Below are 25,008 nucleotides of genomic sequence, written 5' to 3'. Positions count from 1 at the left end.
GTCAGTCCCACTCCAGACCACCGCGTCGCCACACGTAGGCGTACGCGATGAGGACGGTGACGATGAAGAGCACCATTTCGACGAGACCGAACAGCCCCATGTGGTCGAAGGCGACCGCCCAGGGGTAGAGGAAGATGATCTCGATGTCGAAGACGATGAACAGCATCGCGGTCAGGTAGTACTTCACCGGGAAGCGGCCACCGCCGACCGGCTGCGGCGTCGGTTCGATACCGCATTCGTACGCTTCGAGACGGGCGCGGTTCCAGCGCTTGGGTCCCGTGAAGGACCCCATGACGACCGAGCCCACCGCGAACAGCAGCGCGAGCGCGCCGAGTACGACAATAGGAACGTAGAGGTTCAAATCCCTACACCCCCCTCTGGGTGATTGCCTTCGAGCGCGCCGCCGACGCGGCATGGCCGCTGTGCACGGGCGGGATTCCCAATCCTAGGCAGGGCGATCATCATTTCTTCTCTCGTCTCACGCCGCCGGAGCCATTTTCGACATCGCGTTGATGACGCGGTCCATCGCGTCGCCGCCCCGCGGATCGGTCAGGTTGGCGAGCAGCTTGAGCGTGAACCTCATCAGCGTCGGGTGCGGCAGGCCGTGGCGCGTCGCGAACTTCATGATCCGCGGGTCGCCGATCGCCTTAACGAAGATCCGCCCGATCGTGTAGTAGCCGCCGTAGGCCTCCTTGAGCACGCGCGGGTAGTCGTGCAGGGCACGCTCGCGCTGCGCCGGGGTCGGCCGGGCCAGAGCCTGGGCGATGATCTCGGCCGCCATCTCGCCGGACTCCATCGCGTACGCGATGCCCTCGCCGTTGAACGGGTTGATCATCCCGCCGGCGTCGCCGACGAGCAGGAGGCCGCGCGTGTAGTGCGGGGTCCGGTTGAACCCCATCGGCAGCGCCGCGCCGCGCACCGGGCCGGTGGCGTTGTCCTCCTGGTAGCCCCACTCCTCCGGCATCCCGGCGAGCCAGCTGCGCAGGAGCGCGCGGTAATCGACGTTCTTGAACGCCTCGCTGGTGTTGAGCAGACCGAGGCCGACGTTGGAGGTGCCGTCGCCGACGCCGAAGATCCAGCCGTAGCCGGGCAGCAGCCGGTCGCCGTCCCACAGCTCCAGCCAGGACTCGAGGAAGTCGTCGTCGTGGCGCGGGCTCGTGTAGTAGCGCCGGACCGCCACCCCGATCGGCCGGTCGTCGCGCTTGCGCAGCCCCATCGCGAGCGAGAGCCGGGTGGAGTTGCCGTCGGCTGCCACGACGAGCGGCGCCTTGTAGGTCACCTCGCCGTCGGCGGTCTTGGCGACGACGCCGGTGATCCGGCCGGTGCGGTCGTCGAGGACCGGGCCGGTGACGTTGGTGTTCATGTGGAGCTTCACGCCGGCGGCGACGGCGCGCTCGGCGAGGATCTGGTCGAAGTCCATCCGCGTGCGGACCAGGCCGTAGTCCGGGTAGCTCGCCAGGTCCGGCCAGGGCAGCTCGAGCCGGACGCCGCCGCCGATGATCCGCAGCCCCTTGTTGCGGATCCAGCCGGGCGCGTCGATGTCGACGCCCATCTTCACCAGCTGCTTGACGGCGCGGGGGGTGAGGCCGTCACCGCACACCTTCTCGCGCGGGAACGTCGTCTTCTCCAGGAGCAGGACGTTGAGCCCTGCCTGCGCCAGGTGGTAGGCAGTGGTCGAGCCCGCCGGGCCGGCGCCGACGACGATGACGTCGGCCTCGGTCTCGGGGTCCTTCTGCGTTATGGACACTGGCTCGGTCACGAGAATCCTTCGGGTGCACGGTTTCGGTAGTCCGCCCCTAGGGCGGGGCGATGCCGCGACGGATCGTACGGGGCTGCGAGGAGCCGGGTGCGACCCGGGGTGCGATCTGGCTCTCCATGTTCTTTTGTGAAGCGCTTCACAAGCTCCCTACACCGTGAGTCTAAACCTTGCCCCTCGATGCTCGGGAACCATGCGCGCTGCCCGATCGTACGCGCCTGCCCGTGTGCCGCGTTAACCGACCGCTTGCGTACGCTTACCTCTCATGACCCGGGCATCCCTGGAAAAGCGACCGGCCGAGGTGGCCGCGATGTTCGATCGCACCGCCGCGCGCTACGACCTGCTCAACGACCTGATGACCGGCGGGCTCGACCGGCTGTGGCGGCGTGAGGTCGTCAAGGCCCTCGACGTACGACGCGGCGAGCGGGTCCTCGACCTGGCGGCCGGGACCGGCACCTCCTCGGTGCCCTTCGCCGAGGCCGGGGCGCGGACCGCCGCGTGCGACTTCTCGTTCGGCATGCTCCAGGAGGGCGTGCGGCGCAACGGCTACGCGGGCGTCCGGTTCGTCGCCGGGGACGCGATGCGGCTCCCGTTCGCCGACGAGTCCTTCGACGCGGTGACGATCTCCTTCGGCATCCGCAACGTCAGTGACACGGTCCAGGCGCTGGCGGAGATGCGCCGAGTGACGAGGCCGGGCGGGCGGCTGCTCGTCTGCGAGGTGAGCCGGCCGCCGAACCCGGTGCTGCGGACCCTGCACGGCCTGCACCTGAAGGTCGGCCTGCCGCTGATGGCGAAGGCGAGCTCCAACCCCGACTCCTACCACTACCTCGCGGAGTCGACGGCGGCCTGGCACGACCAGGCGGCGTTCGCCCGGCTGATCCAGGAGGCGGGCTGGACCTCGGTGCGCTGGCGCAACCTCACCTTCGGCGCGGTGGCTCTGCACCACGCCGTCCGCTGAACCGCTGAATCAGGCGGTGGGCTCCCGGTTCTCCGCACGGACCGTCGCGGAGGAGGCCGGCTCGTCATCGTCGTCCTCGCGGGCGGCGCCGGCGGCGAGGTTCTCCCGCATCCGGGCGGCGCGCCTGGTCACGGAGGACGAGACGGCGTCGCGCTGACGCGACAGCAGGACGAAGCTGATGATGCCGCTGATCAGGATGGCCAGCGCGAGGAGCAGGAACCCACGCGCCCCGGTCAGGAACAGCACTCCGGCGGTCGCGCCGAACAGCGCCAGCCGGGCGAGGGTGTAAATGAATACGGAACGCATGACGTTCTGAGACTATCCCCCCTTCGCGAAGGTCGGTCCAGGGACCGGCCCGCCGATCCCCGGACCGTGATCCGTCATTTCGGCCCGGGGACCGGACCCACCGGTCCCGGGACCGTTATCCATCACTTCGATCCCGGGGCCGGGCCGCCGGTCCCGGGACCGTTATCCGTCACTTCGTGCTGGGTTCTCCGGAGTCGCCGAGGATCTCCGCGTAGAGGGCCGGGTCGACGTTGCCGCCGGAGACGATGGCGACGTGACGCTGCGGGCGCCCTCCGTGGTGCCGCCCGCGCGCGCCCGTCGCCGCCAGGTGCCCGGCGGCCGCGACCGCGCCGCCCGGCTCGGCGACCAGACCCGCGCGGCGGGCGAGCAGCCGCATGGCGGCGCGGATCTCGTCCTCGGAGACCACGATGACGTCGTCGACGTACGCGCGGATGTGCTCGAACGGCAGTTCGCCGACGCGCTCGATGCGCAGGGAGTCGGCGATCGTGCGGATCGTGTCGGCGGCCGGCCAGCCGATCCGGCGGCCGACGCGGAAGGAGTCGCGCGCGTCGGCGGCGAGCTCGGGCTCCACGCCGATGACCTTGGTCTCGGGGCGCTTCGCCTTGATCGCCGTGGCGACGCCGGCGATCAGGCCGCCCCCGCTGACCGGCACGAAGACCGCGTCCACCTCGGGCTCGTCCTCGAGGATCTCCAGGCCGATCGTGCCCTGCCCCGCGATGATCCGCGCGTCGTCGAACGGCGGGATGAGCGCGTACCCGTGCGCCGCCGCCAGCCGGTCGGCCGTCTCCACGCGGGCCTCGATGGTCGGCTCGACGAACACGATCTCGGCGCCGAGCGTGCGGCAGGCCTCGGCCTTCACGGCGGGGATCGTGGTCGGGACGACGAGCACGGCGGGGATGCCGAGGACGTTCGCCGCGTACGCCACGGCCTGCGCGTGGTTGCCGCTGGAGTGCGCGATGACGCCGTTCTTCCGCTCCTCCTCGGGCAGGGCGCTGACCGCGGCGTACGCCCCGCGGAGCTTGAAGGAGCCGACCGGCTGCAGCGACTCGGCCTTGAGCAGGAGAGGAACGGAGGACTTGGTGCCGCGGAGCGGCACCAGAGGGGTGCGCAGCGCGACCCCGGACAGCCGCCGGGCGGCGTCCTCGATCTCCTCCGGTGTTACAAGATCGGGCATAGCGAGCACCCTACGTGGGGTCGGTGCGTCCGGGGGCGACGGTCGCCATCTCGGCGTGTGGCCGCCGTCATCTCAGCGTGTGACCGCCGTCATCTCGCCGTCCCCTCGGGGCCGTCACGGCGTCACTGTGGGCGACGGGCCGACCGTACGGCCGAGGGCCCGCAACTGATCCGTCACGTGCAGTCATTACTGCATGTCACAAAACTACGCAGCGTGATGTTTTCCGAAAACAAGGGAGAAATCGGTCTTGACACGGCAGACTGAGAAACAGTCCACCCGCGACGAGAGCGGGACAAAGGGGGAGAGAAAACGTGGAGAGTACGAGCGAGCGCCTGCTGACCCCAGGTGAGGTCGCCGCCCTGTTCCGGGTCGACCCGAAAACGGTAACACGGTGGGCGGCGGCGGGCCGGATCAGCAGCATCCGGACGCCGGGCGGCCACCGCCGTTTCCGGGAATCCGAGGTGCACGCACTCCTGAGGGGCGAGGAGCCGGTCGAGTCCTCGGTACGCAGCGAACTGAGCCGGTAGACGGTCGGTAGGCGGCGACCGGACCTCGCCGTCACTCCTCCGACTGTCGGGCCTTGAACTCCTCGAATTCGGCGCGCAGCGCCTCATCATCCTCGCGCCAGCGACGACGCTTCTCCGCCATCTCCTCTTCCGAGATCGACTGCGCGAGAAGACGCTGGTAGTCGGGATCCTCCGGGCCGATCTCCACATAGGCCTGGCCGATCACGCTCCCCGAGCCGCCGTGCGCCTGCCGCCCGCGGGCCAGCACGCTCGCGGGCACCCGTAGGTTTCCGCCGGGGAGCCTGATCACGTACATCGCGCATCACCTAAATCCCGTATTTGCGGTTGAAGAAAAGCATTACATTCAACGCCGTTCGGGTATCCCCGCCAAGCATGTCGACAAGCGCCGGTCGTTGGTGCGACGCGATCGCCGCGAAGGCGTCCGCGAAGAACTCGTGCCGACCGAGATCCTCCGCCTGCCGGTGAAAGGCACTCTCCAAGTGTGGAAGACATTGGGCGTACAGTGCCCGGAACTCCGGAGTGTCGGACTGCCATTGTCGACCGCCCTCGTCGGTCATCCTGCCGTCGATGTCGTCAAGAGCATGCCCGATCTCGTGCAGCATCACGTCCGGAGTTGGTGACGGACGGTCACCGACGACGATCGTTCGGTCCCCGTACGCCCCGGCGCAGATGTCCCAGGTCGCCTTGCCCGACGGCAGCGGCTCACCGCGCAGATAGGCCATGTCGTCGAGGTCCGGAACCCCGCCGGAGCCCACGTAGATGCCGTTCAGGCTCTCGGCGAGCTTGTCCTTGAGCACGTCGGGCAGCTCGGCGAGGCTGTCCACGGCCCGGACGACGTCCGGGGAGACCGGCGCGCCGTCGGCGGGCCACTGCCGGTAAAGGACGTCCTCCAGCGATCCGCAGTGCCGGCGTCCGTCCCGTAGGTCGGGCGCGTCCGGCCGGTGCGGCGCCGCGCGCGGCAGCTCGTCGTCGAGCTCGAAGTCGCGCCAGGTGTAGCGCCGCTCGACGGGCCGCTCGGGCAGTGGGGTGTCCGCGCGGTCCGTGAGCCGCCGCTGCTCGTCCGGGCGCAGTTTGCGGAAACGGCCGAGCGCGTCCCTAGGCTGCAGGCGGCGCGGGCGGGCGACGGGCCGGTCGGCGGCAGCCGTCCGATCGGCGTCGCCGGCGGAGTCCTTGCTCCGGCGGTGGCGCCCGGTCCGGGAGTCTGCGGCCGGCGCCTCGAGCTGCTGGCGACGGTTCACCCGGTACCGCATGACACGTCCCCTCGCCTCGGCTACGCCGAAGCGTAAGCGAGCATGCGGCCACCCGTCATCCCAGGCTCCGCTGATCCGGCGGCCCACTGCGGCCACCTCCACGGCCCGGTGCGGCCGGTTCTGCGGCCCGGTGCGGCCACCTCTGCGGCGACGTTCAGGTGGGCGGGTTACTCTGCGACCATGCTCGTCCTTGCCGTCGTGCTCGTCCTTGTCGCACTCGGCGTGTGGCTCTTCTGCCTCTTCGAGGTCCTGTCGACCGATGAATTCGAAACCCGGCACCTGCCGAAGTTCGCGTGGTTCCTCGTCGTGCTGCTCGGCTTCGAACTCGGTGCGGTCGCCTGGCTGCTGTTCGGCCGGCGCCGCAGATACGTCCGGGCGGGGGTGACCGGGTGGCCGTCGGAGTTCCTCACCTCACGGGACGCCGGCGGGGACGAGGTCGAACCCCTGGACCGGCGGGGCCCGCTCGGCCCGGACGACGACCCGGAATTCCTCCGTCAACTGGACCGTCGCCTCCGCGGCGAGGAGCCCTAGGGCGTGGAAACGCGCCGACCCCGGCGCCACGCGGGCGGCCGGGGTCGGAGAAGCGCTGGTCGGCGGGTCAGTGCAGGGCGCTGCCCGCGACCCACTTGTTCCACGACAGGGCCCAGAACACCCAGCCGTTGGAGTCCACCTCGTTGGACAGCTTGCGGCTGGTGCCGGTGACGTTCACGATGTCGCCGCGCTGGGCGATGTCGTAGAAGTACCGGGCGCCGGTCGGCGAGGTGCGGACGCAGCCGTGGCTGGCGTTGCGGTTGCCGAGGGCGTCGTACTCCCCGACGCTCTGGTGGACGTACTCACCGCGGTTGGTGATCCGGACCGCGAGGTGCACGACCTCCTTGTAGTAGCCGGCGTCGCCGGGCTTGCGGCCGGGCGACTCCATCGTCACGCTCTCGGACTTCTCCTGCGTGATGTGCAGGCCGCTGGTCGTGGTGTACTCCGTCGTCGACCCCACGCCCGTGCTGATCGGGAACTTCTTGACGACGCCGTCGTGGTCGACCTTCATGTAGTGCGTCTTGGCGTTGGCCACGGTGACGTTGGACGCGCCGATCTTGAAGGACCGCGACACGTCCGCCTTGCCGTACACGCCCTTGAGGCCGCGCACGCCGGCGAGGTGGGCGGTGAACGTGACGTTCTGGTGCGAGCCCCAGAACTTCTGGGTGCGGAAGACGACCTCCGTGCTCGACATCCAGTGCCAGACGCCGGTGTCGCCCTTGTCCGACTTCACCTCGAGCGCCCGCTCGACGTTCGCCCTGTTGGCGATCGGCTTGTCGAACTTCACGATGATCGGCATGCCCACGCCGACCTTCTCGCCGGGCATCGGCGTGATGTCAGCGATCTTGAAGGTCTGGGTGGCCGGCTGCGTCTTGAACGTGCTCTGCGTCGTCGTGGTCTTGCCCTTGGCGTTCTTGGCCGTGACGTTCACGGTGTACGACGCGCCGGGCTTGAGCGTCCACTTGGTCTTCCACTGCGTGTGGTCGGGGGTGAAGTCGCCCGGCACCTGCGTGCTGCCCGAGGCGACCGTCACCTGCTCGAGCTTTCCGCCCGAGGACGCGACCGCGACGCCCTGGTCCGGGCGCGCGGCGGCGGTGCCGTTGGCGGGAGTGACGCGCACCTGGGCGTCAGGGGCCTTCGTGCCGTCCTTGCCGTTCGTGCCCGCCTCACTGCTGCCCGTACACGCGGACGCACCGGCCAGCAGGGCCACCATCGCCATCATGCCAACGGCCGACCGCCTTCTACCCACGCGAGTCCTCCCAGATTCACCCACGACCCATGTGACGCACGGTGTGCGTAAAAAGTTGCCAGTGGGAGCTGAATAATCAACCAGCGTAGGAGTGCAACCCGGAGACGAGGTAGTTGATTCCGAAGAAGTTGAACAGAAGGCACGCGAAGGCGATCAGGGAGATGACGGCAGCCTTGCGGCCCCGCCAGCCGGCGGTGGCGCGGGCGTGGAGGTACCCGGCGTAGACGACCCAGGTGATGAACGACCAGGTCTCCTTGGGGTCCCAGCCCCAGTAGCGGCCCCACGCGGAGTCCGCCCAGATCGCGCCGGCGATGATGGCGAACGTCCAGATCGGGAAGCCGAACATCATCGTGCGGTGGGAGATGCGGTCGAGGGTCTCGGCGTCGGGGACCCGCTCCAGCAGACCGCCCGGCTTGGGCGGCGTCCGGCGGGCCTTGAGGAGGTAGAGGATCGTGGCGACGCCGGCGACGGTGAACGTTCCGGTGGCGGTCACGGCGGCGGTCACGTGGATGGCGATCCAGTACGAGTGCAGCGCCGGGCGGAGCGGACCCGGGTCGTCGTACAGCCAGATCGTGGCGATGCCGAGCGCGATGACGACGGCCACCATGAGGAACGGGCCGAGCCAGTTGGTCTTGTAGCGCCAGAGCATCACGAGGTACACGGTGACCGCGGCGAATGTGATCGCGGACACGAACTCGTACATGTTGCCCCAGGGCACGCGGTCGGCCGCCATGCCCCGGGTGACGATCTCGGCGCCGTGCACGCCCCAGGCGAGCACGTTGAGGAGGATCGCGAACCGGCCCCAGTCGATCCGGCGCCCCTCGTCCTCGTCCTGGACCTCCTCGACGTCCTGCACGTCCTCGGGGCCGCCCGCGCCGACGAGGACCTTCGCCTCCTGCGGCACGGCCGCGACGCGCCGCCGCCCGAACGAGATGTCGGCGGCGTATCCGACCATGGTGACGACGTAGAGCAGCACCGCACCGAGCATCAACTGGTTGCTCAGATTGGCCAGATGGGTGTCGACCACGGTCGTCACTCCTCGTCTGTGTTCGGGGGTTCGTCCGGAGCCGTGCTCCGGGACTCTTCGGGGGCGGCTGTCTTGAGCCGCTCGACGATCGCTTCGAAGTCCGGAGTGGCGCCGCCGAGGGTGAGCCCTCCGACCTGGACCACGGTACGCCCGCCGTCCGCGGCCGTCGCACGGACCCACACCCTGCGGCGGCGCACGAGGAAGGAGGTCACGATCCCGGCGATCGCGACGATGCCGGCGGCGAGCGCGGGGACGCGTCCGGGGTCGTGGTTGACCTGGAGGGTGACGTACTGCCGGTAGCCGTCGAAGGTCACCGACCCGGCGCCGCCCGGCAGTTGCAGCGTCTGGCCGGCCGCCAGCGGCTTGACCTTGTTGCCCATCAGGATGGGCTTGAGCTTGGCGGTCTCCAGCCGGTACACCGACTGCGGGGCGCCGTTGGACAGGCCGAGGTCGCCCTTGAAGGCGAACAGCGCGACCTGCGGGTTCCACGCGGCGGGGAAGGCCGAGACGACCTTGCCCTGCTGGTTCGGCACGGCGGTGGGCCAGAACAGGCCGATGAAGCCGAGCTGGTCGGGCTGCGCGTCCGGCACCTTGATGACGCCCTCGGAGGCGTACGTCGCCTCGTTGGTCGGCAGGAACGGCACGGCCCCCTGGAAGGCGACCTGCCCCTTGCCGTCGCGCACGGTGAAGCGCGGCGCGTAGCCGTGACCGAGGAGGTAGACCCGCGACCCGTCCACGTTGAGCGGGTGGTTGACCTTCAGGTCGTAGGACTTGACCGAGGACCGCAGGCCGTTCTGGTACCGGATCTTGGCCGAGAAGTTGGTCGGCTGTCCGCGGTTCGGGCCGCTCGGCAGGTAGCTCGCCGAGAAGGAGTCGAGCCAGACGGTGAACGGCGGCAGCTTCGAGGCGGTGAAGCTGCGGCCGCCCTTGAACGCGTCGTACGAGGCGAGGGTGTTGGAGAAGCCCTCCCCCTCGGTCACCAGGACGTTGCCCTTGTAGCCGAACGCCGCGCCGGAGCCGACCGCGAACAGCAGCACGAGCAGGGCCAAGTGGAAGACCAGGTTGCCGGTCTCGCGGAGGTACCCCTTCTCGGCCGCGACCGCGTCGTCGTACGTGTCGACGCGGAACCGCCGGCCCTTGAGGATGCCGCGCGCCTCGGCGAGCACCTCGTCGGGGGCGGCGGCCGTCTCGTACGACGCCGCCTCCGGCAGCCGGCCGAGGTTGCGCGGGGCCTTCGGCGGCCGGGACCGCAACTGGTCGACGTGGTGCTTGGCCCGCGGCAGCACGCACCCGGCCAGGGACACGAACAGCAGGATGTAGATCGCCGCGAACCAGGGCGCGGCGTACACGTCGAACAGCGACAGCTTGTCCATCACCGGCGCGAGCGTCTTGTGCTGCTGGAAGAAGGTCGTGACCTTCTCCGGCGCGAGCCCGCGCTGCGGCAGGAACGATCCGGGCACGGTGCCGAGCGCGACGAGGAACAGGAGGACCAGGGCCGTCCGCATCGAGGTCAGCTGCCGCCAGCCCCACCGGAGCCAGCCGACCAGACCGATGCCCGCCGGGCGTTCCCGTGGCGCCTGCGGCGCGGCCTGCGTCTCAGGAGCGTCGACGCTCACGGGCGTACCCCCTTGTCGAAGCTCATCAGATCACCGTCTTGAAGCCGGAGACCCAGCCTTGCAGTTGAATCGTCAGGTCACTCCAGAACCCGGTGACCAGGAGCAGCCCGATCGCGACGAGCAGGCCGCCGCCGATGCGCATCACGGCCTGATAGTGGCGCTTGACCCAGCCGAACGCGCCCAGGGCCTTACGGTACGCGACGGCGGTGAGCAGGAACGGCACGCCCAGACCGACGCAGTAGGCGAACGACAGCAGCGCCCCGCGCGCCGCGCTCGCCTCGGTGTAGGCCATCGCCTGCACGGCGGCGAGGGTCGGGCCGATGCAGGGCGTCCAGCCGAGGCCGAACAGCGCGCCGAGGAGCGGTGCGCCCGCCACTCCGGCGGCGGGCAGCCGGCTCGACTTCACGGTCCGCTGCAGCCCGGGGATGAACCCCATGAACGCCAGTCCGAGCAGGATCGTGACCGCGCCCAGCACCTTCGTGATCACGGCGGCGTGCCGCTGCAGCAGCGCGCCGAACCCGCCGAACGCCAGCCCCGCGCTCACGAACACGACCGTGAACCCCAGGACGAACAGCGCGACCCCGAGCAGCAGCCGCCCCCGCCGCCGCTCCCCGAGGTCCGCGCCGCTCATGCCGGTGACGTACGAGAGGTAGCCCGGGACGAGGGGCAGCACGCACGGGGACAGGAACGACACGAGCCCGGCCGCCGCCGCGACCGGGACCGCCATGACGAGCGATCCGCTGGTGATGGTGCTCACCACGCGCTCACCCCCGTACGGCCGCGCTTCATCGGCCCGCCGCGATCTTCGTGACCAGGTCGCGCAGGGCGGAGTACGACGTCCCGCCGACGATGCGGCCCGCCACGCGGCCGTTCCGGTCGATGACGAGCGTGGTCGGCACGCCGGTGAGCGGCACGTCGCGGAAGGCCGGCGCCACCTGCCCGGCCTGGTCGTAGATGCTCGGATAATCGATCTTGAAGGTGCGGGCGAAGGCCTTGCCGGCCTCCTTGGCGTCACGTACGTCCACGCCGACGAAGCGCACCCCGGACGCCTTCGTCTCGGCGGACACCTTCTGCAGCGCGGGCGCCTCGGCGCGGCAGGGAGCGCAGTAGGACTGCCAGAAGTTCAGGACCGCGACCTTGCCGTGCAGGGCGGCGAGGTCGAAGCTCTTCCCGTCCAGCGTCGTCCCCGTGACCTGCGGCGCGGGCCTGCGGTCCGTGAAGAGCTCGTACGGCGCGTAGGAGGACTGCCGCGCTCCGGTGGCGCCGGTGCCGGCACAGCCCGCGAGCGCACCGCCGAGTACGACCGTGGCCGAGGCGGCCACGGCACGACGGCGCATCGCGGTAGGGCTCATTTCTCGGCCGCGACCTTGGTGACGAGGTCCCGGAGGCGGGAGTAGGGCACGCTCCCGATGATGCGGACCGCGACCTTGCCCTGCCGGTCGATGATCAGCGTGGAGGGCACGGCGTTCGGCGGGATGTCACGGAAGGCCAGCGCCACCTGCCCGGCCTGGTCGTACAGGCTCGGATAGGTGATCTTGAAGGTGCGGAGGAACGCCTGCGCGTTGTCCTTGCCGTCCTTGATGTCCACGCCCAGGAACTGCACGCCCGAGCCCTTGGTCTGCTGGTAGATCTGCTCCATCGTCGGCGCCTCGGCGCGGCACGGCGCGCACCAGGACGCCCAGAAGTTGACGACCGTGACCTTGCCGCTCTGCGCGCCGAGGTCGAAGGGCCTGCCGTCGAGCGTGGTGCCCTTCACCTGGGGGGCGGGCTTGCGGTTCTTGATGATCTGGCTGGAGTTGTCGCCCGCGACGTACCGCGAGTCGGAGTTGCCGGCGCCGCTCTGCACGGCGCCGGTGCCCGCACATCCCGCGAGCACGCCGACACCGAGCAGGATCACCGCCGGAAGGGTCAGGGCACGGGGGGTCACGGGCACACTCCTACTACTACATCGTGTAGTACTCAGCTCTATTGTGCAGGAGGGCTCAGGCGCCGGGGACACCGGGGCGGTGGGAGAACTCACCCGCCGGCTCGGCGTAGTCGACCTTGACGATGCGGTCGTCGTCGTAGGTGAAGCTGGTCACGCTGGCCAGCGAGCACTGCCGGCGCCCCGGGTGGTGCCACATCCGGCGGCCCTCGACCCGTCGCCGCGTCACCCAGATCGGCAACTGGTGGCTGACGCACACCGCCTCGTGCCCGCGCGCGGCGTCGCGCGCGGCCGCCATCGCGGCCAGCATGCGCCGGGCGATCTCCTCGTACGGCTCGCCCCACGACGGCCGGAAGGGGTTCCAGAGGAACGGCCAGTGCTCCGGGCGGCGCAGCGATCCGTCGCCGACGCCGAACGTACGGCCCTCGAAGTGGTTGGCGGCCTCGATCAGGCGCTCGTCGGTGCCGACCGGCAGGCCGAGCGTCTCGGCGATCGGCTCGGCGGTCTCCTGGGCGCGCTCCATCGGCGAGGACACGAGCGCGGTGATGTCACGCCCGTCGAACCACTTGGCCGCCGCCTTCGCCATCAGCCGGCCGTCGTCGCTGAGGTGGTAGCCCGGCAGCCGCCCGTACAGGACACCCTCGGGGTTGTGCACCTCGCCGTGGCGCAGCAGATGAACGATCGTCTTCATAGCGCCCCAACACTACCGGCCCCCGGAGGCGGCAGCGCCGACCGGACCGGCGAGTCGCCCGCCCGGCGGCACCGATCGACCGGCGGCCGGCGAAAACCCGCATCGCGCGTTACCTGCACGCGATGCAGGTGACACGCCACGCAGGTAGGCCATCAGGCGTAGGCGTCGGGGACACGCCGTGCGGAATCTCGGCGTTCGGCGGCGTCTCGACAGATGCTTGTGTCGTACGCCGCTCCGGCGAACCTGCCCGCCGTACGCGCATCTCATAGAAAGTGAAGATTCACATGAGGAATCGGCGGCTGTTCGCCGGCCCGGCCATCGCCGCCGCGACCGTCGCCGTGACGTCGGCCTGCTCCGGGGGCGGCCAGCAGGCGGCGTCGGTCGCGACCGACGCGACGATCAAGATCAGCCCGGCCGACGGCAGGCGCACCGTCCGGCCGGACCGGAGCGTCGAGGTCACCGTCTCCGGGGGGCGGCTGGAGCAGGTGGACGTACGGCAGGACGACACGGACGCGCCGGGCGCGTTCGACGCCGACCACAGGTCGTGGAAGACCATCTGGACCCTCAAGCCCGGCGTCTGGTACCGGGTGAAGGCCACGGCCCGGAGCTCCACGGGCCGGGTCACCGCGGTGATGAGCCGGTTCCGTACGGCGTCGGCGGCGCATCAGATCGCCATCGCCGACGTCACGCCGCAGGCCGGCGAGAAGGTCGGCGTCGGAATGCCGATCATCGTGACGTTCGACGGCCCGGTGGCCGACCGCGCCCAGGTCACACGCGCCCTCGAGGTTCGGGCGGACAGGGCGGACGGGGGCGCCTGGCACTGGATGTCGGACCGGCAGGCCGTCTACCGCACCCGCCGCTACTGGCAGCCGCACCAGAACGTGACCTTCACCGCACACCTGGCCGGCGTACGCGCCGCCAAGGGCGTGTACGGGACGACGGACGTCACGAGGACCTTCACCATCGGCGCGTCGAACATCACGGTCGCCGACTCCCGCACCCACCTGATGAGGGTCGACCACGACGGCGTGCTGCGGACGTTCCTCATCAGCATGGGCAAGGGCACCACCCGGGAGTACACCACCACCAGCGGCATCCACCTGACCAGGGAGAAGAAGCAGGTGGTGCAGATGGAGTCGCCGAACTGCAAGCCGGGCCAGTCCGGCTGCGACTACTACAAGGAGGACGTCCACCTGGCGGTGCGGATCTCGATGGGCGGCGAGTACGTCCACCAGAGTGTCGGGGAGTACGACGCCCTCGGTGACCGCAACGCCAGCCACGGCTGCGTCCGCACCTCCCGCGCCGGCGCCCGCTACTTCTTCGGCATCGCGCAACGCGGCGACATCGTCAAGATCACCGGCACGAGCCGCCGCTTCGTCGACGAGCCGAACGACGGCGACTGGAAGTACTGGAACTACTCCTGGAGCTCCTGGCAGAAGGACGGCGACCTGTCCCGCTGAGCGTGTCACAGGGCGGTGGCCGCCGGCCAGGCGCCCATCGCCGGGACCCGGACGGCGCCGGGACCGGCCCGTCCCCAGCGGGGACGGGCGATCGCGTGTCAGCGGGCGTGGCCGCGCGTCAGAGGGCGGTGGCCGTCAGCCAGGCGGACAGCAGGTCGCGGTCGCCGAAGACCTCCAGCCGTTCGTCGTCGGGCCGGAGGCGGCCGTAGACGAGCAGCAGCAGGTCCCCGGTCGCCGCCCGTACGGCGGCCGTGCCCTTGCCGTGACCGCGCTCCCAGGTGAAACCGCCGTCGCCCGGTCGGATCATCCACTCGCCGTCCCCATCGGTGGCGTGCAGGTGCAGCGTCTCGCCGTCGCGGCCCAGCTCGCGTACGCGCTCGGCGACCCACCCGAAGGACGGCAGGTTCTCCAGGAGCTCCTCGATCCCGTCGGCCGCCGTGGCCGCGTCGACGTGCGGCTCGTGGCCGACCGCGATCTCCGCGTCCGCGTATCGCGACGAACCGCGCGACCTCGGCCACCACGGCCGCGCAGTACTCCTCGTAGGTCCGGTGAGCCATGGCCGCAGACCGTAGCGCGCCGCTCCGACCATCCGCGCGGCTCCCCGCCGGCAGAAGTCTCGGTAAACGCCGTCACAAAATGCGCAAACATGGACGAGTCGCCTCGCGGGGCGGCGTTGTTCGCCGAGCCTTTCGTACGGTCCCGGCCGACGGCACCCATCAGAGCCGGGCCCCGACCAGGACGAAACCCCTTTTCATCCGTCGGAGTCGCCTTACCTGGCGCATCTTCGTCGATTAGGATTTCGGGCCGTGTCCTCCTGGCGAGCCGCAGGCGATTTCCCGCCCACCTATCCGCATCCGATGCAGACCCTGACGCTGATGTTGATGGACGGCTCCGTCCCACGACGGGCCCGAGGCGACATGGACGCCTGCCTCGCGGCCGCCCTGGAAGGCGCCGAGGGCAGACTCCGCCCGGAGCCCGACGCGGGAATGCTCTACCCGTTCGGCCTGGTCATGGACGCCGACGGCGTGCTGCGGAAGGCCGGGCAGTACGACGCCGACTACGCCTACGACGAGACGGCCACCGCCGGGGCGCTACGCCACCTCGCCGACGGCTACCGCGCCCGCGAGGCCGAGCTCCGGTGCGCCGTCATCACCTACTACGTGCGCATGAAGGAGCCGTCGCCGGGCGACACCGCCCCCGTGAACGTCCGGCTCCGCCGGTCCACGGACTGGCGGAAGGACCCCGCCCCGGCCCCGCCGGGAAGCGTCGACGCGATCGCCATGGAGGTCGAGCACCAGGCGGGCTGCGCCCTCGCGGTGTTCATCCCGTTCGCCTGGCAGGGCCCGCAACAGGACTTCGTCGTCGGCGACCTGATGGCCGTCCCCGCCAAACGCCGCGTCTGGCCCGACGCCTGACCTGTCCCCTCTGCCGCCCCGCCGCGGCGTGCCTGCCCTGGCGTGCTTCCCTCTCAGGGAGCGAAGGCCCGGGACACCGCCATGGACAGGGCCTGCCGGCGGCGCTCATGGTCCGCGGGGGAATCGTCGGGAGTGGCGACGTAGGACAGGCCCGCGCAGGACCAGGTCAAGGCCATCGCGATGACCAACGCGAGCACGTCCTGCGGCTCCATCGCGGGCGTGATGAAGCCGGACCGCTGCGCGTCGGCGATCGCCCGCAGTTTGGCCGCACTCGCTGATTCGTCGGTCACGAGGTTCCCGGTCCCGACGCGCTCGAGGCGCGCCCAGGCGGCCAGCCGGATCAACTCCGGCCGTGCGACGGCCGCGTCGTACAGGCGTACCGCGTAGTCCGGGAGATCGTCGGCGGTGAACGGGGTCGCCTCCACGACGGCGCCCGCATGCATGCGGAAAACGGCGTCGAAGAGCCCGAGCTTGTCGCCGAAGTGGGAGTACAGCAGCGCCTTGTTCACGCCGGCCTCGGCCGCGATCCGGTCGACCCGAGCGCCGGCGATGCCGTAGGCGGCGAAGTCGGCGGTGGCGGCGGCGAGGAGGTTGCGGCGGGTGGCCTCGGCATCGCGGACGCGCATCCGCCGATGCTATCCGACCAGTTGGTTGACAGGTTCGGAAGCGACGCTACATTGTAACTATCTAGTTAGTTACTTGGAAGGAACAAGCGATGACGAGGCGTGCGTACGCGGTCGAACAGGCGGGCGGCCCTGTGCAGGTACGTGAGTACGAACCGGAGCCCCTGGGGCCACTCGAGGTCGAGGTCGCGGTGACCCACTCCGGGATCTGCCACACCGACCTCGGCATGATCGACGACGAGTGGGGGATCTCGAACTTCCCCGTGGTCGCGGGCCATGAAGCGGTCGGCGTGGTCGAGGCTCTGGGCGACGCGGTCGATCGCACGCGGTTGGCCGTCGGTCAACGCGTGGGCGTCGGGGCCACGGCCGGATCATGTTTCGCCTGCGAATGGTGCCTCAGCGGCCGGCAGCAACTCTGCCCGGCCAAGGACAACGTGGTGGTCCGCGGGACCGGAGGAGCCTTCGCCAGCCATGTCCGCGCCGGCGACTGGCGGCACGTTCAACCCATCCCCGACGTCATCGCCTCTGAGCACGCGGGGCCTTTCCTGTGCGCCGGGACGACGGTCTTCCCCCCGCTCCTCCATCACTCGGTTCGACCGACGGACCGCGTCGCCGTCGTCGGGATCGGTGGCCTGGGGCACCTGGCGATCCAGTTCCTCGCAAAATGGGGATGCCACGTGACCGCCATCTCCTCGACGCCCGGCAAGAGCGACGACGCCCGCCGGTTCGGCGCTCACGACTTCGTCGCGACGAACGAGGGGACAGGGCTCGATCGGGTGTCGAACTCGTTCGACTTCGTCCTCTCGACCGTCTCGGCCGACCTGCTGTGGGACGCCTACCTGGCGACCCTGCGCCCGCGCGGGACGTTGTGCGTCCTCGGCCTCCCCAACGGCGCGCTCACCGTCACCCCCCTCAGCCTCCTGCCCGGCGAACGGACCCTCGTCGGAGGCGTCACCGGCTCACCGACAGAGACCCGCCAGATGCTCGACTTCGCGGCCCGGCACGACATCCGCCCGCAGGTCGAGGTCTTCCCGGCCACGCGCATGGACGAGGCACTGGATCACGTCCGCCGCGGTCGCGCCCACTACCGCGCCGTCCTGGAACTCTGAGTCGAAGGAGCTCGCGTCGGGGTGGCCCAGCTGGCCAGGATCGGCAGTATCCGGGCCGTGGACGAGTCGGCCTCGGCGGTGTACACGATGAGGTGCTGATCGGGGACGTGAGGTGCGGTGACGATCTCGATGGCGAAGTCGAGAAGCCCGGCTTCCGGATGCGCGATGCGCTTGGAAACCGAGGCGTAGTCGCGCACGGTGTGGTCGTCCCACCAGCGGGCGACGTCCGGGTCGGTACGCCGCAGGTCGCGCACGGCGGCCAGGAGCCGCTGGTCGTCCGGCCGCCTGCCGACCTCCATGCGCATCGCGGCGACCGATCGGGCGCCGAACTCGGCCCAGTTGACGATGCGCTCCCGGGCCAGGGGATCGCGGAACAGATAGTCCAGGAAGGATGAGCCCGGCGGCAGAGCGCGTCCGAGGACGGCTTCGAGCAGGGCGTTGCGCGCGAGCACCTCGGAACGCCGGCCGAGCAACAGCACCGGGACGTGGTCCAGGGTCGCGGCCAGGCGCAGCAGTCCCGGATCCGCGCGCTGCGCCTCCGGCACCGCCCTGCGGGTACGGGTCGCCGGAGCCGCGAGGTCCCGAAGATGTGCGGCCTCCACTTCGTTCAGCCGCAGGGCCCGCGTCAGCGCGGCGAGCACGGATTCGGACACCGTCGCCTGCCGGCCCTGTTCCAGCCGGCTGTAGTGGTCGGTGCTCAGGCCCGCCAGCATGGCCAGTTCCTCCCGGCGCAGGCCGGGCACCCGCCGGCGGCCGGGGAACGCCTCGATCCCGGCCTGGGCGGGAGTGAGCCGGTCTCGGCGGGCCCGCAGGAAGGCGCCGAAAGCGGAGCGGTCGCGACTCATGCCCCCACGGTACGGCCGCCGCCACCGACTTGCCTGGTCATGCCGTGCCTAGGGAACACTCGCGCTGGTTGCGTGCCGATGGGGCCCGTGAAATGGCGGCATGACCTCATCGAACGAACTCCAGCCCTCCCCCGTACCGCCCTTTCACGGCCGCAGCGCCGTCGTGACCGGATCGACCAGTGGCATCGGCGCCGCCATCGCCCGCGTGCTCGCGGCACGTGGCGCCCACGTGATCGTCAGCGGCCGCGACCCCCGGCGTGGCGAGGCGGTGGTGGCCGGGATCCGCGCCGCGGACGGCAAGGCCGACTTCGTCCCCGCTGACCTGGCGGGCGACTGCGACGCGGTGCGCGAGTTCGCCGTACGGGCCACGGTGGCCGCGGGCGGGCGGGTGGACATCCTGGTGAACAACGCCGGCATCTATCCCGCGACGTCCACGCCGGAACTCCCCGACGACGCCCTTGACGCGATGCTCGCGGTCAACATCCGGGCGCCGCATGTGCTCGTCGCCCAGATGGCGCCGGAAATGGCGGCCCGGGGATCCGGGGTGATCGTGACGATTGGATCCTGGATGGCGGCCGTGGGAAGTCCGTTCGCCGCTCTCTACACCGCCACCAAGGCCGCCGACGAGCAGATGACCCGGAGCTGGGCCGCCGAATTCGGCTCACGCGGTGTCCGGGTCAACGCCGTCGCTCCCGGCATCACCCTGACTCCCGGCAACGAGAGCGCCCGCCCCGTGATCGAACAGATGGCCGCCGGGACTCCGGCCGGAGTCCCGATCACCCCCGAGGACATCGCCCAAGCCGTCGCCTTCCTCGCGTCCGAGGAGGCGCGCATGATCCACGGCGCCACCCTCTACGTCGACGGCGGTATCACCGCCACCCGCCTGACCTGACGTCGAGACGACCCGGCCACCACACCGCAGGGACACAACGCGCCTTCGGGGAAGGTCGGACACCACCGGGGAGCACCCTGTTTTCGTGGCGGCGGATCCACGCTGCAGCGGATTCACCCGTAATGCTCTACGCCACCGACGTGGACAATCGCGCCGAATCAAACAGCCGGGTGGGTGACTGTCTTCCGCGCCTGTCCCGTCGGCGGCCACTTCGTCCCTCCTGGGGGGACAGCCTCGAACGCGACGAGGCCCCCGGAGCACGTCCGCCGCCTGCTGAGTGGTCGACTTCTCTGCCGAGGATTCTCGTTGTTCCAGCGACAAAATCCGGGGCACTCACTGAATCTGGTCGGCGAGGAGCGGGCGTAGTCGCGCGCAGACGGCGTCTATTTCGGCCTCCCTCGGCGACTCGCCGGCGCGGAACATCGCGAGTTGGAGCTCCGGGCCGGCCGCTTCGAAGCGCGCCATGTCGGCCTTGGTGACCGGCTGGACGACGAAGTGGATGTGACCGGGTTCTCGGTCCATGTGCGACCACAGGCAGACGTAGACCTGCTCCGGCCTGATCACCTCCGTGACCGCCGCCGCAGGAGCGGACCGAGTGACATGGTCGATTCAGATCGAGTACCGGCCGTCTCTCAACGCGGCGACGGACTCCACCAAACCAGCCCGTTCCAACGTGTCAAGCACATCCTCGATCGTCTCCGGCGGATTCACACGAGAATCGACGATCTGCTGAATGCAGGCCCAGACGATCCGGTCGTCCAGGTCGATCTGGTCGAGCAGGAAGTCGTCTGGTGACTTCGCCTCTATCCCCCAGACCGCGAGCTCCTCTGCCGGGAAGTCCGCCAGGTTGGACGTTACGATGACCTGAGCACCCGCCTTGATCGCGGCCGCGAGAACATGCCGGTCATTGGGATCCGGTAGCTTCAAGCCTTCTATGAGCGACTCATGACCTTCTACTAAGCAATCCCGGATGGCGGCATTCATGAGGTCGCGCAGACGCGCGACCTTTTTCGCCGGTATGTCGGGACGGTTCGCCGCAAGATTCACGAGCATCTCATCCAGGATCTTGTGAGTCCATTTGGCCTGGACCATACCCGCCTGTGCGATGCGAATGAGGAGATCACGAACCGTGTTCCCATATAGGACGTTAGCGTCATAGACCACGACGAAGGCCACGGTCAAGCTCCGAGTTCCTGACCGAGCGCGGCAAGGTCGTCGGCAGCAGCGCGCCGCTCCTGGTCATCACGCCGCTTGTACTCCATCAGCGCCTCAACGGTGATGCGGCGATGCCTTCCCACCATCCGATAAGGGATCTTTCCGGCCTCCAAGAGGCCGATGAGGAACGGGCGGGACACGTTCAGCACATCCGCTGCCTGCTGAGTGGTGAACTCGGCATGCGACGGGATCACTGAAACCCCCCTGCCCTCTGCCGCCTGGGCGAGGATGTATGCAAACAGGCTCACGGCCTCGCGCGGGAGGACCACAGCCTCTTCACCACCGAGCTCACCGGTAACCGGAATGTTCTCGCGATCCGGATGACGCATGAGGTAGTCCTTGATACGCCTGAGCGCACGTGCCGCAACCTCGGCGTCTATCGCTCCCGGCTCTATTGATCGCTTGACCTGGGCACCAGCCACAGCTACCCCCTTCCCCTAACCGCAGTATGCGCAACAGACGAAATGAACGCAACAGCTGTCCGGGCCTCCGATGAGGTGGATCACTGGCTTTGGTCGGCGAGGAGCGGGCGTAGTCGGGTGCAGACGGCGTCCACCTCGGGTTCCCCCGGCGACTCGCCGGCGCGGAACATCGCGAGTTGGAGCTCCGGGCCGGCCGCTTCGAAGCGGACCATGTCGACCTTGGTGACCGGCTGGACGACGAAGTGGATGTGACCGGGTTCTCGGTCCATGTGCGACCACAGGCAGACGTAGACCTGCTCCGGCCGGATCACCTCCGTGACCGCCGCCGCCGTCCGCCGCAGGAGCGGACCGAGCGCCGCGCTCTCGGTCTCGTCCAGGTCGGCCACATGGACGACGTGCCGCAGCGGCTTGATCACCAGCGTCCCGACGCCGAGCGGCCCGACGCAGTGCTCCACGACCAGCCCCGAACTCTCATGCAGCCGCCCACCCGGCAACGGCCGCACCCCGGAACTCAGCTCGCACGCGATGCACCCGGTCCGCGTCACCTGCTCAGGCGCCGCCACGGGCCTCTTCGACGACGGCCACTTCCACGCACTGGCCGCCCTGCTGGTCGGACCGCGTGCTCGTACGCCACTGGGCAGATGAAAGATCTGTCATGCTCACACACTCTCCATGATGGTGCGGATGAGCTTTTCCGACTCCGTGGCCGGGAGCGCCGCAGAGCGGATCAGATCGAATCGTACTTTAAGTGCATTGACGAGCCGAGGCTGGTCGATCAGGTCCCCACCGCCTATAGGGGTCTCGGCGTAGGCTACGTCCTTCCTTCCGTCGCAGCTCAGGAGCGTGAACGAGCCATTGAGATAAATCTGCGCGTCCTCCGGAAGGATCTGAATGGTGATGTTGGGTTCCTTCATTGCGTCGAGAAGGCGTTGGAGTTGGGCGCGCATCACCTCGGGGCCGCCGATCTTGCGGCGGATGGCGTACTCGGACAGCAGGATGACCAACCACGGGGGCTCGTCCCGGCGGAGGATCTCCTGGCGCTCCATGCGGGTGGCGACGAGCTGGTCGACCTTGTCAGGGTGGTTGCCTGCGGTGAGCATTGCCCGCGCATAGGCCTCGTCCTGAAGCAGCCCGGTGATGACCGTTGGCTCGAAGATGTGCATCGAGGACGCGGTTCCCTCGGCTTCGAGAAAGGGGCGGAACCAGCCGAGGGCGAGCTCACGGGCGGCGAGGGGCTGTAGCTCGGCGAAGTAGCCGTCGAGGGCGAACAGCCGGTCGAAGTCCCCGGACATCGCCGTCGTCGCGGAGCGCTTGGCGGTTTCGATCTTCGAGATGAGGTCGCCGGTGCAGCCGACGCGGTCGGCCAGGGCGTCCTGGGTCCAGCCGTTCGCGTCACGGTACTTCCGGAGCTTGTAGGCGAAGAGCGCCGCCACCGATGTCGTCGGATCCATCTCGCGCCGATATCCCATGTCGCCCTCCGGGCTGAAGCTGTCGGGGGTTGTCGAGCTCCTTCCATTGCCGAGAGTAGTCACATGACAACAGGGTGAGACGCGAATCGAAAATCCTCCTCAGGACGGGCAGGGCCCATGACCGCCGACTCGTACTCCCTCAAGCTGGGACCGCATCCGGGTGCCGCCAAGGTGGCCAGGCTGGCGGTCGAGCGGCGGCTGCGGGACTGGGCGCTGCCGGAGCTGCTGGACGACGTGCACCTGGTCACCACCGAGCTGGTGTCCAACGCCGCGCGGCTCGGTGCCGTGTTCGAGCTGACGATCAGCCGTCCGGGTGACCGGGCGGTACTGGTCGAGGTGCGGGACTCCGGCGACGGCGAACCCGCGATCCGGGCCGCCGGGCTGGACGAGGAGGACGGCCGCGGGCTGTTCATCGTCCAGGCGTACGCGACCGCGTGGGGCTGGCGGCCGGAGGACGACGGCAAGACGGTCTGGGCGCGATGCGGCGGGTGACCGAGGCTCCGCGCGGTCGGGTCTTCCCCCGAAGCCGGTCGCGCGGCGAGGGCCACGGCGGGCGCGGAGGTGAGGGGCCGGTGCTCGCCGTGGTCCGTACGGTGTCAGGCGCACCTCATCCGGATCTTGATGCCGCCGTCGCCGTGGCGGTACTTCTCCTGGAAGCCGAGGCGGCGGTAGAGGGCGTACGCCCGGATGTTGACGGTCAGGACGTCCAGGGTGACGTGCCGGCCCTGCGCGTGGGCGCGGTCGATGAGTCCCCGGATGAGGGTTCCGCCGATGCTCCGGCCCGGGTGGTCGGGGTGGAGCTCGATCCGGCCGAGGTAGAGCTCCTCCGGCCGGTCCTCGACGATGAACAGGCCCGCGTCGGTCCCGTCGACCGTGATGATCTGCCAGTGGCCGGGGTCGAAGGCCCGTTGCTGATATTCGCGCTGGTCCGCGTCGTTCCAGCCCCAGATCGCGGCGACATACTCCCCCATGGCCAGCCTGTGCAGTTCGAAGCAGAAGTCCGCGTCGTCCGGTGTCGCCGACCGCAGCCCGATGCCGTCCATGGCACGAGCGTTCCAGACCGGGCGGCCCCGATGCGAGCTCCGCCGGCACACGAGAAGAGGGCCCCAGCACAACGGCTGGGGCCCTCCATGGTTGCGCGGTCAGGCTTCTTCTGCCGTCACCGCTGCTCGGACTGCTCAGGCTGCTCGCCCTTGGCCTCGGTCCCGGTCTGGGACGCCTTGTCCTTGCCCGCGGCCTCGGACCTCGCCTGCTGCACGATTGCGGGCACCACAGCCAGCAGGAGCTTCTCCGTCTCGCGCCTCTGCCTCCAGCTCATTGCCGTCTCCCCTGTTTAGGTCCCACTCATGCTGTGGGACTTCTTAGGCAGAGACCGTCCGGGGAACGTGCTGGAGATCACGCCTGCCGAATGATCTTGGTTACCGGTGGCCGCTCCGGCTGTGTCATCATAAAGATGATCTTGAACGCGGTTCCTGCGGGGGCCGTGGAGCGCTGGCAGCGCTTCGTTGACCGCCCGACGGTTGAACCGGCCGCCCCCAGGAACGTGGCCGGGGAATCGCCGAGCCGGGCCGGAAAGGGCCGGCGACCCGCCACTGGGTCGTCGGCCCTTCGCCGTTTCAGGACAGGTGGGGCATGACCTCGGCGGCCAGGCGTTCCATCTGCTCGGCCTCGTCGAAGAGCGTGGTGAACAGGATCATCTCGGCGCCCGCGTCCGCGACCTCGCGCAGCCGGGTCACGCACTCGTCGGGCGGGCCGAAGACCGCGACGGGGGTCAGCTCGTCCCCGCCGGAGCGGCCGTACACCTGGTTCAGCGCGTCGGTCATGCGCCGGCGGGCCCGCGCGGCGTCGTCGTCGACCGCGATGTACACGCGCTTGGCGATCCGGAAGTCGCCCGGGTCGCGGCCGGCCTCGTCGAGCGCCTCCCGTACGACCCGCGTCTGGTCGGCGAACTGCGCGGTCGTCTGCGACCCCGCGCCGAAGAAGCCGTCGCCGTACCGGACCGCGCGGCGGAGCGCGTTGGGGTGGTTGCCGCCGAACCACAGCGGCGGGTACGGCTTCTGGAACGGCTTCGGCTCCATCGCCTGGCCGTCGAGCTGCCAGAACCGGCCGGGGAACGCGATCTCGGGCTCGGTCCAGCACGCCTTCATCAGCCGGATGCCTTCGGTGAAGCGGGCGACGAAGGCGTCCGTGTCGACGCCGAACGCCGCGAACGCCCTGCCCCGCCCGCCCGTGCCGACGCCCACCTCCAGCCGGCCCCGGCTGAGCTGGTCGAGCGTGCTGATGCTCTTGGCCAGGTGCAGCGGATTGTGCAGGGTGCTCACGAACACCGCGCAGCCCAGCCGCAGGCGTTCGGTGCAGGCCGCGGCGTACGTCATGGTCTCGATCGGGCCCAGGTTGGGCATCGAGCCGAGGACCTGCTCCTGGGTCCAGCCACTGTGGAAGCCCAGCTCCTCCGCCCGTACGACGTAGGCGCGGAACGCGGCCGGATCGAACTCACCGTCGCCGGAGAACTGCGGGATGGAGATCGCGAAGCGCACCCTCCGACCCTA

The 25,008-nt window shown here is 69.7% G+C and carries 33 protein-coding genes; 8 read left to right on the top strand and 25 right to left on the bottom strand.

Annotated elements, in window-relative coordinates:
• Position 1 precedes the first annotated feature (1 nt).
• Entirely contained in the window at positions 2-361 is a 360-nt protein-coding gene (locus ABD978_RS10620) for an NADH-quinone oxidoreductase subunit A (protein ID WP_345352310.1), read from the bottom strand.
• Between the two features lie 117 nt (positions 362-478).
• Entirely contained in the window at positions 479-1,759 is a 1,281-nt protein-coding gene (locus tag ABD978_RS10615; RefSeq protein ID WP_345352307.1) for a geranylgeranyl reductase family protein, read from the bottom strand.
• A gap of 262 nt (positions 1,760-2,021) precedes the next feature.
• On the opposite strand from ABD978_RS10615, the gene ABD978_RS10610 reads away from it, so the two are divergent.
• Positions 2,022-2,714: a demethylmenaquinone methyltransferase gene (locus ABD978_RS10610; RefSeq protein ID WP_345352304.1), complete on the top strand. Its 693-nt coding sequence runs from the start codon at positions 2,022-2,024 to the stop codon at positions 2,712-2,714.
• A gap of 9 nt (positions 2,715-2,723) precedes the next feature.
• On the opposite strand, the gene ABD978_RS10605 is transcribed toward ABD978_RS10610, so the two are convergent.
• Both ABD978_RS10605 and ABD978_RS10600 read right to left on the bottom strand, forming a co-directional pair.
• Positions 2,724-3,020 (bottom strand): DUF4229 domain-containing protein, encoded by a 297-nt coding sequence (locus ABD978_RS10605; protein WP_345352301.1) that lies wholly within the window; start codon positions 3,018-3,020, stop codon positions 2,724-2,726.
• 169 nt (positions 3,021-3,189) lie between these two features.
• On the bottom strand, positions 3,190-4,194 hold the full coding sequence (locus ABD978_RS10600; RefSeq protein WP_345352298.1) for a threonine ammonia-lyase: 1,005 nt from the start codon (positions 4,192-4,194) through the stop codon (positions 3,190-3,192).
• Between the two features lie 311 nt (positions 4,195-4,505).
• Here ABD978_RS10600 and ABD978_RS10595 point away from each other — a divergent pair, with 311 nt between their 5' ends.
• Positions 4,506-4,721, top strand: a complete 216-nt coding sequence (locus ABD978_RS10595) for a BldC family transcriptional regulator (RefSeq protein WP_252779585.1) — start codon at positions 4,506-4,508, stop codon at positions 4,719-4,721.
• 31 nt (positions 4,722-4,752) lie between these two features.
• Here the strand turns inward: ABD978_RS10595 and ABD978_RS10590 are convergent, their stop codons facing one another.
• Positions 4,753-5,016, bottom strand: coding sequence for a hypothetical protein (locus tag ABD978_RS10590; protein WP_345352295.1), 264 nt, complete (start codon positions 5,014-5,016; stop codon positions 4,753-4,755).
• Positions 5,017-5,026: 10 nt separating this feature from the next.
• A complete protein-coding gene (locus ABD978_RS10585) occupies positions 5,027-5,971 on the bottom strand; it encodes a hypothetical protein (protein ID WP_345352292.1) in 945 nt (314 codons plus the stop codon).
• 180 nt (positions 5,972-6,151) lie between these two features.
• Here ABD978_RS10585 and ABD978_RS10580 point away from each other — a divergent pair, with 180 nt between their 5' ends.
• Complete coding sequence (locus ABD978_RS10580; protein ID WP_345352289.1) at positions 6,152-6,502, top strand: PLD nuclease N-terminal domain-containing protein; 351 nt, start codon at positions 6,152-6,154, stop codon at positions 6,500-6,502.
• A 67-nt stretch (positions 6,503-6,569) separates the two neighbouring features.
• Here the strand turns inward: ABD978_RS10580 and ABD978_RS10575 are convergent, their stop codons facing one another.
• From ABD978_RS10575 to ABD978_RS10545, 7 genes are all read right to left on the bottom strand, one after another.
• On the bottom strand, positions 6,570-7,751 hold the full coding sequence (locus ABD978_RS10575) for a L,D-transpeptidase (RefSeq protein ID WP_345352286.1): 1,182 nt from the start codon (positions 7,749-7,751) through the stop codon (positions 6,570-6,572).
• A 76-nt stretch (positions 7,752-7,827) separates the two neighbouring features.
• Positions 7,828-8,778, bottom strand: coding sequence for a c-type cytochrome biogenesis protein CcsB (gene ccsB, locus ABD978_RS10570; protein ID WP_345352283.1), 951 nt, complete (start codon positions 8,776-8,778; stop codon positions 7,828-7,830).
• Between the two features lie 5 nt (positions 8,779-8,783).
• The gene (gene resB / locus ABD978_RS10565) at positions 8,784-10,394 is read right to left on the bottom strand and encodes a cytochrome c biogenesis protein ResB (RefSeq protein WP_345352280.1); all 1,611 of its coding nucleotides are present in this window, start codon (positions 10,392-10,394) and stop codon (positions 8,784-8,786) included.
• Between the two features lie 25 nt (positions 10,395-10,419).
• Positions 10,420-11,121, bottom strand: a complete 702-nt coding sequence (locus ABD978_RS10560) for a cytochrome c biogenesis CcdA family protein (RefSeq protein WP_345353676.1) — start codon at positions 11,119-11,121, stop codon at positions 10,420-10,422.
• A gap of 58 nt (positions 11,122-11,179) precedes the next feature.
• Positions 11,180-11,731, bottom strand: a complete 552-nt coding sequence (locus tag ABD978_RS10555) for a TlpA family protein disulfide reductase (protein WP_345352277.1) — start codon at positions 11,729-11,731, stop codon at positions 11,180-11,182.
• Positions 11,732-11,742: 11 nt separating this feature from the next.
• Positions 11,743-12,321, bottom strand: coding sequence for a TlpA family protein disulfide reductase (locus ABD978_RS10550; protein WP_345352274.1), 579 nt, complete (start codon positions 12,319-12,321; stop codon positions 11,743-11,745).
• 55 nt (positions 12,322-12,376) lie between these two features.
• Complete coding sequence (locus ABD978_RS10545; RefSeq protein ID WP_345352271.1) at positions 12,377-13,009, bottom strand: histidine phosphatase family protein; 633 nt, start codon at positions 13,007-13,009, stop codon at positions 12,377-12,379.
• Positions 13,010-13,293: 284 nt separating this feature from the next.
• Between ABD978_RS10545 and ABD978_RS10540 the strand changes: the two genes are divergently transcribed.
• Positions 13,294-14,469 carry a L,D-transpeptidase gene (locus ABD978_RS10540; RefSeq protein WP_345352268.1) on the top strand — a complete coding sequence of 392 codons (1,176 nt, stop codon included), beginning with the start codon at positions 13,294-13,296 and terminating at the stop codon, positions 14,467-14,469.
• 118 nt (positions 14,470-14,587) lie between these two features.
• Here ABD978_RS10540 and ABD978_RS10535 read toward each other — a convergent pair whose 3' ends face one another.
• Positions 14,588-15,058 carry a hypothetical protein gene (locus ABD978_RS10535; protein ID WP_345352265.1) on the bottom strand — a complete coding sequence of 157 codons (471 nt, stop codon included), beginning with the start codon at positions 15,056-15,058 and terminating at the stop codon, positions 14,588-14,590.
• A gap of 268 nt (positions 15,059-15,326) precedes the next feature.
• Between ABD978_RS10535 and ABD978_RS10530 the strand changes: the two genes are divergently transcribed.
• A complete protein-coding gene (locus ABD978_RS10530; RefSeq protein WP_345352262.1) occupies positions 15,327-15,884 on the top strand; it encodes a hypothetical protein in 558 nt (185 codons plus the stop codon).
• Positions 15,885-15,937: 53 nt separating this feature from the next.
• Here the strand turns inward: ABD978_RS10530 and ABD978_RS10525 are convergent, their stop codons facing one another.
• The gene (locus ABD978_RS10525) at positions 15,938-16,510 is read right to left on the bottom strand and encodes a TetR/AcrR family transcriptional regulator (RefSeq protein WP_345352259.1); all 573 of its coding nucleotides are present in this window, start codon (positions 16,508-16,510) and stop codon (positions 15,938-15,940) included.
• 89 nt (positions 16,511-16,599) lie between these two features.
• On the opposite strand from ABD978_RS10525, the gene ABD978_RS10520 reads away from it, so the two are divergent.
• Positions 16,600-17,616, top strand: coding sequence for an NAD(P)-dependent alcohol dehydrogenase (locus ABD978_RS10520; protein WP_345352256.1), 1,017 nt, complete (start codon positions 16,600-16,602; stop codon positions 17,614-17,616).
• Here ABD978_RS10520 and ABD978_RS10515 read toward each other — a convergent pair.
• Positions 17,592-18,461 (bottom strand): helix-turn-helix domain-containing protein, encoded by an 870-nt coding sequence (locus ABD978_RS10515; RefSeq protein WP_345352253.1) that lies wholly within the window; start codon positions 18,459-18,461, stop codon positions 17,592-17,594. The two genes, ABD978_RS10520 and ABD978_RS10515, sit on opposite strands and share 25 nt — an antisense overlap.
• Before the next feature lie 100 nt (positions 18,462-18,561).
• On the opposite strand from ABD978_RS10515, the gene ABD978_RS10510 reads away from it, so the two are divergent.
• On the top strand, positions 18,562-19,353 hold the full coding sequence (locus ABD978_RS10510; protein ID WP_345352250.1) for an SDR family NAD(P)-dependent oxidoreductase: 792 nt from the start codon (positions 18,562-18,564) through the stop codon (positions 19,351-19,353).
• A gap of 333 nt (positions 19,354-19,686) precedes the next feature.
• Here ABD978_RS10510 and ABD978_RS10505 read toward each other — a convergent pair whose 3' ends face one another.
• The 6 genes from ABD978_RS10505 to ABD978_RS10480 form a co-directional block, all read right to left on the bottom strand.
• Positions 19,687-19,917 (bottom strand): hypothetical protein, encoded by a 231-nt coding sequence (locus ABD978_RS10505; RefSeq protein ID WP_345352247.1) that lies wholly within the window; start codon positions 19,915-19,917, stop codon positions 19,687-19,689.
• 45 nt (positions 19,918-19,962) lie between these two features.
• Complete coding sequence (locus ABD978_RS10500; protein ID WP_345352244.1) at positions 19,963-20,529, bottom strand: VapC50 family PIN domain-containing toxin; 567 nt, start codon at positions 20,527-20,529, stop codon at positions 19,963-19,965.
• Positions 20,530-20,531: 2 nt separating this feature from the next.
• Positions 20,532-20,990: an excisionase family DNA-binding protein gene (locus ABD978_RS10495; RefSeq protein WP_345352241.1), complete on the bottom strand. Its 459-nt coding sequence runs from the start codon at positions 20,988-20,990 to the stop codon at positions 20,532-20,534.
• Positions 20,991-21,070: 80 nt separating this feature from the next.
• Positions 21,071-21,553, bottom strand: coding sequence for an HIT family protein (locus tag ABD978_RS10490; protein ID WP_345352238.1), 483 nt, complete (start codon positions 21,551-21,553; stop codon positions 21,071-21,073).
• The gene (locus ABD978_RS10485) at positions 21,540-21,647 is read right to left on the bottom strand and encodes a DUF397 domain-containing protein (RefSeq protein WP_345353675.1); all 108 of its coding nucleotides are present in this window, start codon (positions 21,645-21,647) and stop codon (positions 21,540-21,542) included. The genes ABD978_RS10490 and ABD978_RS10485 overlap by 14 nt, the downstream gene beginning before the upstream one ends.
• Before the next feature lie 2 nt (positions 21,648-21,649).
• Positions 21,650-22,441 carry a helix-turn-helix domain-containing protein gene (locus tag ABD978_RS10480; RefSeq protein WP_345352235.1) on the bottom strand — a complete coding sequence of 264 codons (792 nt, stop codon included), beginning with the start codon at positions 22,439-22,441 and terminating at the stop codon, positions 21,650-21,652.
• 135 nt (positions 22,442-22,576) lie between these two features.
• On the opposite strand from ABD978_RS10480, the gene ABD978_RS10475 reads away from it, so the two are divergent.
• Positions 22,577-22,951, top strand: coding sequence for an ATP-binding protein (locus ABD978_RS10475; RefSeq protein ID WP_345352232.1), 375 nt, complete (start codon positions 22,577-22,579; stop codon positions 22,949-22,951).
• 104 nt (positions 22,952-23,055) lie between these two features.
• On the opposite strand, the gene ABD978_RS10470 is transcribed toward ABD978_RS10475, so the two are convergent.
• From ABD978_RS10470 to ABD978_RS10460, 3 genes are all read right to left on the bottom strand, one after another.
• Positions 23,056-23,502 (bottom strand): GNAT family N-acetyltransferase, encoded by a 447-nt coding sequence (locus tag ABD978_RS10470; protein ID WP_345352229.1) that lies wholly within the window; start codon positions 23,500-23,502, stop codon positions 23,056-23,058.
• A 116-nt stretch (positions 23,503-23,618) separates the two neighbouring features.
• Entirely contained in the window at positions 23,619-23,777 is a 159-nt protein-coding gene (locus ABD978_RS10465; RefSeq protein WP_345352226.1) for a hypothetical protein, read from the bottom strand.
• A 298-nt stretch (positions 23,778-24,075) separates the two neighbouring features.
• Positions 24,076-24,996 (bottom strand): LLM class flavin-dependent oxidoreductase, encoded by a 921-nt coding sequence (locus ABD978_RS10460; protein ID WP_345352223.1) that lies wholly within the window; start codon positions 24,994-24,996, stop codon positions 24,076-24,078.
• Positions 24,997-25,008: the final 12 nt, after the last annotated feature.

This window comes from Actinoallomurus liliacearum (assembly GCF_039542035.1).
In the GTDB taxonomy this organism is placed as follows: Bacteria; Actinomycetota; Actinomycetes; order Streptosporangiales; family Streptosporangiaceae; genus Actinoallomurus; species Actinoallomurus liliacearum.
This window is presented reverse-complemented; position numbering and strand designations above follow the sequence as displayed.